The organism is Streptomyces sp. NPDC049541, assembly GCF_044465725.1.
GTDB lineage: Bacteria > Actinomycetota > Actinomycetes > Streptomycetales > Streptomycetaceae > Streptomyces.
Genome location: NZ_JBITLY010000019.1, coordinates 22387 through 35491 on the forward strand (window position 1 = coordinate 22387; position 13105 = coordinate 35491).

Genomic DNA, 13105 nt, shown 5'->3' on the forward strand with positions numbered 1-13105 from the left:
GGCTGGGGGTCCCCCACGCCTATGAGGCGGTGGGGGAGTGCGTGCCAGGCGTCGCGCGCCCGGCCGGGGACGTGACCCAGGCTCTCAGAGGCTGCTGGCGGTGATGGCGCCGTAGGCGGTGGTGGCGCGGATGTTCAGGCCGGCGGCGGCGCCTGCGGTGTTGTTGAGCGCGTTGTGGACCCGGCCGTAGGTGGTGCCGGCGTCGAGGGTGGCGGAGACGCCGCGGGCGGCGCCGACCGAGATGTCGCCGTACTGGGTGTCCAGTGCGACGGTGCCGCCGTGGGCCTCGGTGATCCGGATGTTGCCCCGCTGGGTGCTGATCTGCGCGGGGCCGCTCAGGCGGCCGACCGTGATGTCGCTGTCGTGGGCGGTGATGCGGGCGCTTGCGGCCTCGTCGAGCTTGACCGAGCGGTAGCCGCCCTCGAAGGCGACGTCGCCGAGCCGTCCGACGCCGCGGAACTCGGCGCCGGCGGTCTTCGCCTCGATCCGGGAGCCGGCGGGCAGCTGGACGGTGATCTCGACGGACCCGGAGCTTCCGAGGAACCGGTCGTTCGCCTCCGGGGCCTGGATGCGCAGGACTCCGTCGCTGTAGAAGACCGTGATCTCCCCGGCGGCCTTGATGTCGCGGCTCTTGCCGGGGTTGGCGGGCCGTACCTCGACCGTGGTGTCGGCCCGGTCGGCGGCGATGAACTGGAGGCGTCCGGCGGGGATGTCGAGGACGGCGGAGACGGGGGCGGGGGTGTCGAACTTCTGCGGGGTGCTCAGGTTCTTCTGCATGGCGCGTTCCTTCGGCTCGCTGTTTCTGATGACGGAAACGCTACGTTGCATTCATGATTCCAGCAACGTGTTCGTTGCGCGCAATCACGATTGTTGCAGGTAGAAGCCGAGAAATTGTTGCAATGGATCTGAACCTAACGCAACAGCCCGCACTGGATGCGTTGCAATGGATTGGACGTGAACGCTATGCCGCCGCCAGCTCCCCGTCGAGGGTCTCGGACAGGGCCGCCCGGAAGCCCTCGACGAAGGTGTCCACCTCGCGGTCCGACACGATCAGCGGCGGGGCGAGCCGGATGACGTCCGGCATCACCGCGTTCACCAGCAGCCCCCTGTCCTGGGCCGCCTGCTGGACGCGCGCCGCGAGGTTCCCGTGGAGCGCGATGCCCAACAGCAGGCCGGCGCCGCGGACTTCGCGCACCAGGGGGTGGCCCAGGGCTTCCAGGCCGTGCCGCAGCCGCTGCCCCGCCGAGGTCACGTGGGCGAGGAGGCCCGTCCGCTCGATGGTGTCCAGTACGGCCAGGGCGGCCGCGCACACCACGGGGTTCCCGCCGAAGGTGGAGCCGTGCGCGCCGGGCGTGAGCAGCTCGGCGGCCGCGCCGAAGGCGAGCGTCGCGCCGATGGGCAGCCCGCCGCCCAGGCCCTTGGCGAGGGTGACGACATCCGCCTCGACGCCCTCGGCCTGCGCCGCGAACCAGTGGCCCGTGCGCCCGATGCCGGTCTGGATCTCGTCCAGGACGAGGAGGGAGCCGGTCGCCGCGGTGATCTCGCGGGCGGCCCGCAGATAGCCGGGCGGCGGCACGACCACGCCGTTCTCCCCCTGCAGGGGCTCCAGGACCAGCAGCGCGGTGTCCGGGGTGACGGCGGTGCGCAGGGCCTCGACGTCCCCGTACGGCACATGGCTGACGTCGCCCGGCAGTGGCTCGAAGGGGCGCTGCTTGGCGGGCTGGCCGGTGAGGGCCAGGGCCCCCATGGTGCGGCCGTGGAAGCCGCCGGTGGCCGACACCATGTGGGTACGGCCGGTGAGCCGGCCGATCTTGAAGGCCGCTTCGTTGGCCTCGGCGCCGGAGTTGGCGAAGTAGACCCGGCCCGCGCGCCCGGCGATGTGCAGCAGGCGCTCGGCGAGGCGCACGGTCGGTTCGGCCAGGAACAGGTTCGAGACGTGCCCGAGCGAGGCGATCTGCTCGCAGACGGCCTGTACGACAGCGGGATGCGAGTGGCCGAGCGCATTGACCGCGATGCCCCCGAGGAAGTCGAGGTACTCGTTGCCCTCCGCGTCCCAGACCCGGACGCCCCGGCCGCGGACCAGAGGCAGCCGGGGGGTGCCGAAGTTGTCCATCATGACGCCCTGCCAGCGGCGGGTCAGCGCCGCGTTGCCCGCCCCGGTGAGGTCCGTGCCGTCGATCGCGCCCGCACTCATGCCGATGCTCCCTCGAAGCTCACGTCGCTGATGTCGTCGTCCGGCACGATCACCGTGCCGGCGCCTTCGTCCGAGAAGATCTGCAGCAGGATGGAATGCCTGGCCCGGCCGTCGATGACGCGCGCGGAGCGCACCCCGTGCCGCACGGCGTGCAGGCAGGCCTCCATCTTGGGAATCATCCCGGAGGCCAACCCGGGCAGCAGCTCGGCCAGTTCGGAGGCGGTCAGGCGGGGGATCACCTCGTCGCTGTGCGGCCAGTTCGCGTACAGACCCTCGACGTCGGTCAGGACGAGCAGCATCTCGGCGCCGAGCGCGGCGGCGAGGGCCGCGGCCGCGGTGTCGGCGTTGACGTTGAACACACCGCCCTCGGCGGCGTCCTTGTCGTCCTCGGGCCGGGCGATGGAGGAGATGACGGGGATGCGTCCGTTGTCGATGAGGTCCTGCACGATCCCGGCGTCGACGTGGGTGACCTCGCCGACGCGGCCGATGTCCACGGCCCTGCCGTCCTTCTCCCCGTAGCGCTTGACGGCGGTCATCAGGCGGGCGTCCTCGCCGGTGAGGCCCACCGCGTGCGGGCCGTGCGCGTTCAGCAGCCCGACCAGCTCACGCTGCACCTGCCCGGCAAGGACCATGCGTACCACGTCCATGGTCTCGTCGGTGGTGACCCGCAGGCCGCCCTCGAACTGGCTCTCCAGGCCCAGGCGTTGGAGCTGTGCGCTGATCTGCGGGCCACCGCCGTGCACCACGACGGGGTTCAGGCCCGCGTGCCGCAGCGAGAGGACGTCCATGGCGAAGGCCGTCTTGAGGTCGTCGTCGACCATGGCGTTGCCGCCGAACTTGATGACGACGGTCCTGCCGTGGTGGCGCGCCAGCCAGGGCAGCGCCTCGACGAGGGCATGAGCCTTGGGCAGGGCGGCCGATCGCGGAGCGGGCTGCCGAGACGGAGAGGCGCTCATGAGGCGTACTCGCTGTTCTCGTGGACGTATTCGGCGGTGAGGTCGTTGGTCCAGATGACGGCTGAGTCCGCGCCCGCGGCGAGGTCCACGGTGATCTGGACCTCGCGGGCGGCCATGTCCACCAGCTCTCTGTCCTCGCCCGCCGAGCCGCTCTTGCAGACCCATACACCGTTGATGGCGACGCCCAGCCGGTCGGGTTCGAAGGCGGCGGAGGTGGTGCCGATCGCGGACAGGACGCGGCCCCAGTTGGGGTCCTCGCCGTGGACGGCGCACTTGAGGAGGTTGTTGCGGGCGACCGAGCGGCCCACCTCGACCGCGTCCTGTTCGCTCGCGGCGCCCACGACCTCGATGCGGATCTCCTTGCTCGCGCCCTCGGCGTCCCCGATGAGCTGCGCGGCCAGGTCGGCGCAGACGGCGCGGACGGCCTCGGCGAACTCGCCGTGCTCGGGGGCGACTCGGGAGGCACCGGAGGCGAGCAGCAGCACCGTGTCGTTGGTGGACATGCAGCCGTCGGAGTCGACCCGGTCGAAGGTGACACGGGTGGCGTCCCGCAGCGCCCGGTCCAGGGCCGCGCTGTCCAGGACGGCGTCCGTGGTGAGCACCACGAGCATGGTGGCGAGTCCGGGGGCGAGCATCCCGGCACCCTTGGCCATGCCGCCGACCGTCCACCCGTCCCGGGTGACGGCGGCCGTCTTGTGCACCGTGTCGGTGGTCATGACTGCGACCGCGGCGTCCTCGCCGCCGGACTCGGACAGCTGGGTGACGGCCCGGTCGACGCCGGCCAGGAGCCGGTCCATGGGCAGCGGCACGCCGATCAGCCCGGTGGAGCAGACCGCCACGTCCGTCGCGTCCAGGCCGAGCCGCCCCGCGGCCTGCTCGGCGGTGGCGCAGGTGTCCTGGAAGCCCTGTGGTCCGGTACAGGCGTTGGCACCACCGGAGTTGAGCACGACCGCGCGAATCTTGCCGTCCGCGAGCACGTGCCGGGACCACTGGACGGGGGCGGCCTGCACGCGGTTGGAGGTGAAGACGCCCGCCGCGGCCGAGTGCGGCCCGTTGTTGACGACGAGCGCCAGGTCCCGGTCGCCGTTCTCCTTGATGCCGGCGGCGATGCCCGCCGCGGTGAAGCCTTGCGGTGCGGTGACACTCACGGTGCGACTCCGATCGTGGAAAGCCCCAGTCCCTCCGGGAGGCCGAGGGCGATGTTCATGCTCTGGACCGCCCCGCCCGCGGTGCCCTTGGTGAGGTTGTCGATGGCGCTGATCGCGATGATCCGGCCGGCCGCCGGGTCGAGGGTCACCTGGAGGTGCGCGGCGTTCGATCCGTACACGGCCGCGGTGCCGGGCCACTGCCCCTTAGGCAGCAGCCGTACGAACGGCTCGTCGGCCAGCGCCTTCTCGTACGCGGCCCGTACGTCGTGTGCGCCGACCCCGGGGCGCGCCGCGGCGGAGCAGGTGGCGAGGATGCCGCGCGGCATGGGTGCCAGGGTCGGGGTGAAGGAGACGGTGACCCGGCGACCCGCCACGGCGCTGAGGTTCTGCACCATCTCGGGCGTGTGCCGATGGCCGCCCCCCACGCCGTACGGCCGCATGGACCCCATGACCTCGCTGCCGAGCAGGTCCGCCCTGGGCGCCTTCCCGGCGCCGGACGTGCCGGACGCCGCGACGACCACCGCCTCGGGCTCGGCCAGCCGGGCCGCGTAGGCGGGGAAGAGCGCCAGCGACACGGCGGTCGGGTAGCAGCCCGGCACCGCGATGCGTCGGGCGCCCGCCAACGCGGCGCGGCCACCCGGCAGTTCGGGCAGCCCGTAGGGCCAGGTGCCCGCGTGCGACGAGCCGTAGAACCTCTCCCAGTCAGCGGCGTCCGCGAGGCGGAAGTCCGCGCCGCAGTCGATGACGAGCGTGTCCTTGCCCAGCTGCTGTGCGACGGCAGCGGACTGGCCGTGCGGCAGGGCGAGGAAGACGACATCATGCCCCTTGAGGGCGTCGGCGGTCGTGGGCCGTACCTCCCGCCCGGCCAGCGGAGCCAGGTGCGGCTGCAGCGTGCCAAGACGCGCTCCCGCGCTGGAGTGCCCGGTCAGGGCACCGATCTCCACTTCGGGGTGGGCCAGAAGCAGGCGGAGGAGTTCGCCCCCCGCGTATCCGCTCGCTCCCGCCACGGCTGCTCGGACGGTCATGGACCCTCTCCGTTGACAGACATGTCGCTACGCATGCGATCCGGGCCCCGAGGCGGCAGGCGTGTCGCAGAACTCGGCGTTCAGAATGGGGATCAGGGTCTCCGGTCCCCAGTCGCTGTTGTAGTTGAACGCGAGCTGATGGCGGCCGTCCTCGGTGAGGGCGGCCATGGTGAGCCACCCCGACGTGCCTCCGTCGCGGAACCAGAGGGGTGTGCCGCAGCTCAGGGTGATCTTCTCGATGCCGAGTCCGTAGGTCGCGCCCGGGAAGTCGGGGTTGGCGACGGTCGTCGTCAGCTCCTTCAGCTGCTGCGGCGGCAGCAGCTTGCCGCGGATCAGGGCCCCGTAGAACCGGTTCAGATCGGCCGCGCTGGAGATGATGTCGCCGTTGCCCCAGAGCTGCGAGCCGTTCAACTCGGTGACGTCGTCGATCCGGTCCGGCTGCGACAGGAAGAGCTTGGAGTAGCCGCGGCCGCTCGGCTGAGGCAGCCCGATGCTGTCCCCGGGGTTGGACGTCGCCCTGAGCCGCAGGGGTTCGATGATGCGCTCGCGCACCTCGTCCTCGTACGACCCGCCGCCGACCTTCTCCACGATCAGCGCGGCCAGGACGTCGTTGGTGTTGGAGAACGAGAACCGGGCCCCGGGGGCGAACAGGGGCGCCTGGCCGAGGGCCACCTTCACGCGCTGCTCGGGCGTCAGCGTGTCGTACCGGTGCTGGAGGAAGCCGTCGCCCAGCGAGTACGTCTCGTAGTAGTCCTTGACGGCGAGGTAGTCGAACAGGCCGCTGGTGTGGTTGAGCAGCTCCCGTACGGTGATCTTGCGGCCGTCGTTGCCGTTGCCCGTCACCAGGCCGGGCAGGTAACGGTCCACGGTGTCGTCGAGGCTGAGCTTCTTCTCCGCCTCCATCTGCAGGAGGACGGTGGCCACGAACGTGTCGGTGAGGCCGCCGATGCGGAACCGGTCGTTCTTGCCGCGCGGCGCACCCGTCTGCCGGTCGCCCACGCCCGACGCCGACTTCCAGACCCCGTGGGCATCGCGTGCCTCGACGGTGATGCCGGGGATCCCGGCCGCGACGGCCGCGTCGATCGCGCGCTGCGTCGCCTGGTGGTCGGCCGCCCTGGGAGCCGCGCCCCGCGCTGCCTGGGCGGGGCCCGCGAAGGCGGTGGCCGTGAGCACGAGCGCTGCCAGACCGGCCAAGCGGGCCCGTGGTCTCTTCCGTCTCGTCATTTCCCCGCTCCTGAGAATCGTCTCTACTTGGCTGATGTCGTACTTGTGCGGTCCGTGGACGGCACCGTAGGTCACCTGCCTTGAGCGCGGGTCGTGTGGCCACACCACGGGGCGTGCAGCGGCTTGGCAGCGTTGTCAGCAGGCAGGCGCCGTGGTACTCGCCTTCAACTCGTGGAAGCGCCTGACCAGTTGGTTCTGCTCCTGCTGCAGTCGCTCGATGCGGCGCTGCAGATGGGCTATCTGCCGGCAGACGGTGAGCACCGCGTCGTCGGCCGTCGCGCCCGGCTGCGCGGACACGGCCTCGGCCTGAGCCGGGGCGGCCGGGCGGGGGCGCACCGCGGTGGCGAGGGCCGGGTCGTGGTGGAGGATCGCCTCCATCAGGCCGCGCAGGACGGGACCCGGCTCCACACCGAGTTCGTGCGCCATGCGTTTGCGCGCGCGTTCGTACACGCCGAGCGCGTCCGCCTGCCGGCCGCAGCGGTAGAAGGCGACCATCAGCAGCTCGTAGAACCGCTCCCGCATGGGGTGGTCGCTGATCAGCTCCATCAGCTCGCCGGTGATCTCGCGGTGGCGCCCGGTGCGCAGATACGCGTCGTACATCATCTCCAGGGCGGTCAGCCGGTGCTCCTCGAGCTGGGCCGCCCGGCCCGCGCAGATGTCGCCGAGCACGCTGCCCTCCAGCGCCGGGCCGCGCCACAACGACAGTGCCCGGCACAGCAGTTCGCCGGCCTGCCCCGGGTCGTCGCGCAGGACCCTGCGGCCCCGGTCGGCCAGGTGCTGGAAGCGCGCGGCGTCAGTGTCGGCGGGGTCGATCCGCAGGACGTAGCCGCGCGAGGTGGTCTCGATCCACGGGTGCGGTGCGGGCCTGCCGGTGTCACGGCTCTGCGAGCCCGACAGCAGCCGGCGCAGCCGGGTCACCTGGAGCTGCAGCGCGTTCGCCGCATTGGCGGGCGGGTGTTCACCCCACAGCTCGTCGATCAGCCGCTGCACCGAGACGCTGTGTCCGGCCTTCACCACCAGCGCCCCGAGCAGTGCACGCTGCTTGGCACCCGTGGGAAGGAGACGCAGACTGGTCTGATCGTCCTGGACCTCCACGAGGCCGAGAATGCGGAACAGCATCTCTTTCCCTCACCCAGGCTGGTGGCTTCAGGAGGGGCGCGCCGCGCCCGCCGCCTCGAGCGCCGTGGTCGCGTCGCGTGCGATGTGCCGCAGCAGCGGACCCGGATCGTTGTGGAAGTAGAAGTGACCGCCCTCGAAGACCCGCAGCCCCAGGAAGTGCTCGCTGTGCTCCGCCCAGCCGGCCATCGACTGCGGTGAGGCGGAGTGGTCCCCGGCGCCCGCGAACGCGGACAGCGCCACGGGCAGCGGACCGGCATCGGGATCGGGGCGCCAGTTCTCCACCAGACGCAGGTCGGCCCGGATGACCGGGGCGAACAGGTTCCACAGCTCGGGGTCGTCGAAGACCTCGTCGGGTGTGCCGCCGAGCAGGCTCAGACGAGTCCGCAGCTCGGTGTCGGACAGCTTGTGGTATTCGCCTCCCGGCCCCCCCGGCTGCGGTGCGGAGCGTGCGGAGACACCGGCCCACACCGGCAGCGGCAGGCCCCGTTCGACGACCCGCCGGATGATCTCGTACGTCACGAGGGCACCCATGCTGTGTCCGAACAGGGCGTAGGGACAGGTCAGTTCGGGCTCGATGCTGCTCAGCAGGTAGTCGGCGAGGCGGCCGGCGTCGGGGATCTGCGGCAGGTCGAGGAGGAGGCCGTGGCCCGGCGCGTCGAGCAGCCGGACGTGCCAGGTGTCCGGTAGCCGGCTCGGCCAGTCGCGGTACAGCAGGTGTGAGCCGCCCGCGTGGTGCAGGACGAACAGGCGCAGGTCAGGTCGTGTGCTGTCCATCGCTCTCCCTCGGATCGGGCGGCGCACCTTCGAACCATAGAACGGCGTCCGGCCGCGAGGGCGCGGGCAGCGGGCGGTCTCCGCCGAGGGTGTGGCAGTTCTTGAGCGATCCTCAGGTGGCGGGCGGCCCCGGCCACTCGGGCGGGGGGAGCCCGGCATCGTGGCACACGAATCCGGTCGGGTACAGAGGATCCGGTGGGGTGCGGATCCGGGTGGACGACCGGGCGGTCGGCGAGCCCGTCGCCTTGTAGCGCTGACGGTCGAGTCCTTACGGTGACGTGGCAACGCCGGGGTCGCCATCGATGCCAGGTGTCCCGTCGACCGGACGGCCGAGTGTCCTGTCGACCGGACAGCCGAATCGTCCTGTCGACCGGACGACGCCGATCGGCGACCTCGCGCCCGGTGCTTTCTCGCACCCGGCCTGGCGAATTCCCAATCCCGAGTCATTCCATGACGGTTAAGGACGGTGCCAGTTGAGCGCGAACCCCTTCGATGACGAGGACGGCCGCTTCTACGTCGTGGTGAACGACGAGGAGCAGCACTCCCTGTGGCCGGCGTTCGCCGAGGTCCCTGCGGGCTGGCGGGTGGTCTTCGGTGAGGCGGCCCGGGCCGAGTGCCTGGAGTACGTCGAGCAGAACTGGACCGACCTGCGCCCCAAGAGCCTGCGCGAGGTCATGGCGGCGGGCTGAACACCCGCCGCACACCGACGGGCTCGCCGGCCCGCACACCCAGGCAAGACAGGCTGAGTTGGGAGATGAGGGCAGTGACGGGCGCTGTGAGAACCGCGAGCAGGTACAAGGCGATTCCGGTGGACAACAGCGGTGAACCGGCACAGCGCGATGTGCTCCTGTCCTTTGTGGGGACACAGGCCAAGGTGCAGAAGTCGGGGATGGTCTTTCCGCAGAACCTGCCGGAGCGGTCCTGGGAGCAGATCGGCACGAACCTGCGTGAGCTGGTCAACTCCTCGGCGTGGTGGCTCGCCGACTGGCTGATCTACGGGGAGGCCACCTACGGGTGGCGCCGCTACAAGGAGGCGATCGAGCGCACCGGGCTCGACTACCAGACCCTGCGCAACTATGCGTGGGTGGCCCGGCGGTTCGAGCACCACCGCAGGCGGGACAGCCTCAGCTTCGCCCACCATGCCGAGGTGACCCGGCTGTCGCCGCCGGAGCAGGACTACTGGCTGCGCAAGGCCGAACAGCAGAAGTGGTCGCGCAACGAACTGCGCAGGGCGGTGCGCGCCGGCCTGGCCGTGCAGAGCGAGACGGCCGAGGTCTCCCCGAGCGGCGGCGACGAGCAGCAGGAGGTGCCCCGGCCGGCCGAACCGGCGGTCGCGGACCAGCGCCCGCAGCAGGTCACCACGCTCACCATCGAACTGTCCGCCGGCCGGCTGGAGCACCTCTCGAAGGCCGCCGCCGCGCACGGTCTGCCCGTCGACAAGTGGGTGGCCCAGCTGCTCGAGACCGCCGACCGGCGCATCCCCGAGATGCGCACCGCCTAGCGGCGCACGCCCGCAGGTGCCGGCAAGCCCCTCCCCCGGGGTGTGCCGACGGTTCGTCCGACCGGACACCTCTCACATCGGAGTCAGTTGATGATCCTTCAGGGAAAGCGGGTCGCCCTGCCTTCGGCACCCGTCGTCCACAAGCAGTTCGAGGCCCACGTGGAGGCCGCTCCCGACGCGCTTGCCGTCGTCTGCGGCGGCGAGCGCGTGACGTACGCCGAACTGGACGCGCGAGCGAACCGGTTCGCGCACTTCCTCGCCGCGCGCGGACACGGCCGCGGGGCGAAGGTCGGCGTCTGCCTCGACTACTCGACCGACATGCTCGTCGCCATCCTCGGCACGCTGAAGGCCGGCGCGGCCTACGTGCCGTTCGACCCGGCCTACCCGGCAGCGCGACTGCAGCTGCTGCTGAGCCAGGTCCCCGATCTCGCCCTGATCGTGGCCTCGCAGGCGACGGCCGGGATGGTCGAGTCGGCGGCAACCGAGGTCGTCGGGGTCGAGCAGCTGCCCGGCCGGCTGGCCGGTCTCCCGGCGACCGCGCCCGACGTCCAGGTCACCGGGGACGACGTGTGCTACGCGGTCTTCACATCCGGCTCGACCGGCACGCCGAAGCTGACCGCGGTGCGGCACGAGGGCTGGTTCAACCTGATGAACTGGCTGAAGCTCGAGTACAACCTGGACAGCGACTCGAACAACCTGGTCGTCAGCGCCTTCGGCTTCGACCTCTCCCAGCGCGCCCTGATGACGGCGCTGTTCTGCGGCGCCACCCAGTACCTGATGGCGAGCCGGAACTTCGACGCCATGCTGGCGTACCGCCTGTTGACCGAGCACGACATCCGCACGGTGCACTGCGCTTCGAGCACGCTCTACCTGCTGGTGGACTGGGAGACGGCCCGCGGCGGCGACGCGCTCACCCAGCTCGACTACGTGCTCTTCGGCGGGGAGCCGCTGAAGTTCGAGCGGATCGCGAACTGGATGGGGCGCGAGGGCAACTACTGCACCCTCCTGCACCAGTACGGCGTCGCCGAGTGCACGGATGTCGCGACCTCGTACGACCTCGCCGGACACCGGCCCTGCGACCAGGACATCGCCCCCGTCGGCAGGCCGGCCTACAACACCGAGATCCACCTGCTCGACGAGAACCTGCGCGGTGTCGCGCCGGGGGAGTACGGCGAGATCTGCATCGCCGGGGCCAGCGTCGGCGCGGGCTACCTCAACGGCTCGGGCCCCGAGAACGAGAAGTTCACGACCGTCGTCGTCGACGGCGAGCCGCGCCGGCTGTACCGCACGGGCGACCGCGGCCACGTCAACGAGGCCGGCGACCTCGTCGTCGCCGGCCGGATGGACGCGCAGGTGAAGGTGCGGGGCATGCGCATCGACCCCACCGACATCGAGCGCGTGCTCGGCAGGCTGGCCGAGGTCCGGGAAGCCGCCGTGGTGGTCACGTACACCGACGCCGGAGAGGCCGAGCTGACCGCGTTCCTCGTCCCGGCGGGGGCCGGTCTCTTCGAGGACGACGTGCGCAACCGCCTTCTGCAGACACTGCCGCGGAACATGGTCCCGGCCAGATTCGTGAACGTTCTGCGGCTTCCGCTGAGCCCGCACGGAAAAGTGGACCGGGCGGCCCTGGTCGATTCACTCAAGAGCCATTACGCGAACAGCGGCACGGCGGCATAGTCGACGGACCTTGCTGACGAACGAGAGGACTGTGATGATTGCCGACCGCGTGCGCGCCATTTGGTGCCGGGAACTCCAGCGCGATGACATTTCGGCCGACGACGATTTCTTCGCCCTGGGCGGCCAGTCCGTGATCATGGTCAGGATCCAGGGTGCCTTCATCGAGGAGCTGGGCGCCGAGGTGCCGATGGACCAGCTCTTCCTCAACCCGACGGTGGCGTCGATCTCCGCTTACATCGAATCCCTGAGTGCGGTCACCGAATAGAAAGAGAGGGGCCATGTACGACGTCATTGTCATAGGTGCCCGTTGTGCGGGTTCGCCGACGGCCATGCTTTTCGCGCGGCAGGGTTATCGCGTCCTGCTCCTGGAGAAGGCGAAATTCCCGCAGGACACGCTTTCCTCGCACTACCTCCATATGCAGGGTGTGGCGCTGCTGAACCGGTGGGGGCTGCTCGACAGGATCCGTGACTCGGGCGCCCAGCCGATCACCCGCCAGAGCTACCAGGGGCCCGATGTCCGCATCGAGGGCTTCTCCCTGCCGATCGACGGCCTGACGACCACGTACGCGCCGAGGCGGTACGTGCTCGACCCGATCCTCGCGGACGGTGCCGTGGCGGCCGGCGTGGAGTTCCGGCAGGGGTGCGCGGTCAAGGACCTGGTGTGGGAGGACGACCGGGTCGTCGGGGTGCGGTACACGACACCCGGCGGCGCCGAGACGACGGACCGGGCGCGCCTCGTCGTCGGCGCGGACGGCATGCGCTCGCTGGTGGCCCGCAAGGCGGGCGCGGAGAACGTCATCGAGCACCCGCGGCTGACCACCACCTACTACAGCTACTGGTCCGGGGTTCCCGCGAACTTCGAGCTGTACGAGCGGCCGGGGCGCTGGATCGGTGTCCTGCCCACCAACGACGACCTCACGCTGCTCATGGCCTACTTCCCGCAGGACGACTACAACGAGGTCCGCAAGAACGTGGAGCCCGCCTACCTCGACGCGTTCCGCACGACGGCGCCCGAACTGTGGGAGCGGATGCAGTCGGGCAAGCGCGAGGAGCAGTTGTACGGCACGGGGCACCAGGAGAACTACTTCCGCAAGGCCTACGGGCCCGGGTGGGCGCTGGTCGGCGACGCGGTGAACCACAAGGACTCCATCACCGCCCGCGGTATCACCGAGGCCTTCGTCCAGGCCCAGTCGCTCACCGACCACATCGGGGACCGGCTGCACGACGACGACGCGCTCAAGGCGGCGCTGCGGCGCTACGAGAACGACCTGGGCGGCGAAGCCCTCAGCCACTACCAGGGCGCGCTCAACGTGGCCGAGCTCAAGCCCGAGGGGCGGACGGACATGCTGCGCAAGCTGGTCGGCCACCAGGACCACATCGACCGGTACTTCTCGACGCTGTCGGGCGCGTGCTCCATCGACGACTTCTACAACGACGACCTGCTGACCCTGCTCGACCAGGGCTGACTGACGACCCGCTCACCTGGT

13 protein-coding genes are annotated in these 13105 nt (G+C 70.8%); 5 read left to right on the top strand and 8 right to left on the bottom strand.

Features of this window, described 5'->3' with window-relative positions; translation table 11 throughout:
• Positions 1 to 84 precede the first annotated feature (84 nt).
• The 8 genes from ACIBW9_RS40675 to ACIBW9_RS40710 all read right to left on the bottom strand — a co-directional run bounded on the left by ACIBW9_RS40675 (position 85) and on the right by ACIBW9_RS40710 (position 8440).
• Complete coding sequence (locus ACIBW9_RS40675; protein ID WP_398963331.1) at positions 85 to 777, bottom strand: DUF4097 family beta strand repeat-containing protein; 693 nt, start codon at positions 775 to 777, stop codon at positions 85 to 87.
• A 184-nt stretch (positions 778 to 961) separates the two neighbouring features.
• Positions 962 to 2194: an acetylornithine transaminase gene (locus tag ACIBW9_RS40680; RefSeq protein WP_398963334.1), complete on the bottom strand. Its 1233-nt coding sequence runs from the start codon at positions 2192 to 2194 to the stop codon at positions 962 to 964.
• Positions 2191 to 3150 carry an acetylglutamate kinase gene (argB, locus tag ACIBW9_RS40685; RefSeq protein WP_398963337.1) on the bottom strand — a complete coding sequence of 320 codons (960 nt, stop codon included), beginning with the start codon at positions 3148 to 3150 and terminating at the stop codon, positions 2191 to 2193. The genes ACIBW9_RS40680 and argB overlap by 4 nt, the downstream gene beginning before the upstream one ends.
• On the bottom strand, positions 3147 to 4298 hold the full coding sequence (gene argJ, locus ACIBW9_RS40690) for a bifunctional glutamate N-acetyltransferase/amino-acid acetyltransferase ArgJ (RefSeq protein WP_398963340.1): 1152 nt from the start codon (positions 4296 to 4298) through the stop codon (positions 3147 to 3149). The genes argB and argJ overlap by 4 nt, the downstream gene beginning before the upstream one ends.
• Positions 4295 to 5323: an N-acetyl-gamma-glutamyl-phosphate reductase gene (argC, locus tag ACIBW9_RS40695; RefSeq protein WP_398963342.1), complete on the bottom strand. Its 1029-nt coding sequence runs from the start codon at positions 5321 to 5323 to the stop codon at positions 4295 to 4297. Before argC ends, argJ begins: the two co-directional genes overlap by 4 nt.
• Positions 5324 to 5350: 27 nt before the next feature.
• Positions 5351 to 6547: a serine hydrolase domain-containing protein gene (locus ACIBW9_RS40700; RefSeq protein ID WP_398963345.1), complete on the bottom strand. Its 1197-nt coding sequence runs from the start codon at positions 6545 to 6547 to the stop codon at positions 5351 to 5353.
• Positions 6548 to 6682: 135 nt separating this feature from the next.
• Positions 6683 to 7666, bottom strand: a complete 984-nt coding sequence (locus ACIBW9_RS40705; protein WP_398963347.1) for a BTAD domain-containing putative transcriptional regulator — start codon at positions 7664 to 7666, stop codon at positions 6683 to 6685.
• Between the two features lie 27 nt (positions 7667 to 7693).
• Positions 7694 to 8440 (bottom strand): thioesterase II family protein, encoded by a 747-nt coding sequence (locus ACIBW9_RS40710; protein WP_398963350.1) that lies wholly within the window; start codon positions 8438 to 8440, stop codon positions 7694 to 7696.
• A gap of 473 nt (positions 8441 to 8913) precedes the next feature.
• Here ACIBW9_RS40710 and ACIBW9_RS40715 point away from each other — a divergent pair, with 473 nt between their 5' ends.
• The 5 genes from ACIBW9_RS40715 to ACIBW9_RS40735 all read left to right on the top strand — a co-directional run bounded on the left by ACIBW9_RS40715 (position 8914) and on the right by ACIBW9_RS40735 (position 13084).
• Positions 8914 to 9129: an MbtH family protein gene (locus tag ACIBW9_RS40715; protein WP_398963352.1), complete on the top strand. Its 216-nt coding sequence runs from the start codon at positions 8914 to 8916 to the stop codon at positions 9127 to 9129.
• 119 nt (positions 9130 to 9248) lie between these two features.
• The gene (locus tag ACIBW9_RS40720) at positions 9249 to 9941 is read left to right on the top strand and encodes an LmbU family transcriptional regulator (protein ID WP_398963354.1); all 693 of its coding nucleotides are present in this window, start codon (positions 9249 to 9251) and stop codon (positions 9939 to 9941) included.
• A gap of 90 nt (positions 9942 to 10031) precedes the next feature.
• Positions 10032 to 11618 carry an amino acid adenylation domain-containing protein gene (locus ACIBW9_RS40725; protein WP_398963357.1) on the top strand — a complete coding sequence of 529 codons (1587 nt, stop codon included), beginning with the start codon at positions 10032 to 10034 and terminating at the stop codon, positions 11616 to 11618.
• Between the two features lie 34 nt (positions 11619 to 11652).
• Positions 11653 to 11883, top strand: coding sequence for a phosphopantetheine-binding protein (locus tag ACIBW9_RS40730; RefSeq protein WP_398963361.1), 231 nt, complete (start codon positions 11653 to 11655; stop codon positions 11881 to 11883).
• Positions 11884 to 11896: 13 nt separating this feature from the next.
• Positions 11897 to 13084: an NAD(P)/FAD-dependent oxidoreductase gene (locus ACIBW9_RS40735; RefSeq protein WP_115914663.1), complete on the top strand. Its 1188-nt coding sequence runs from the start codon at positions 11897 to 11899 to the stop codon at positions 13082 to 13084.
• Positions 13085 to 13105: the final 21 nt, after the last annotated feature.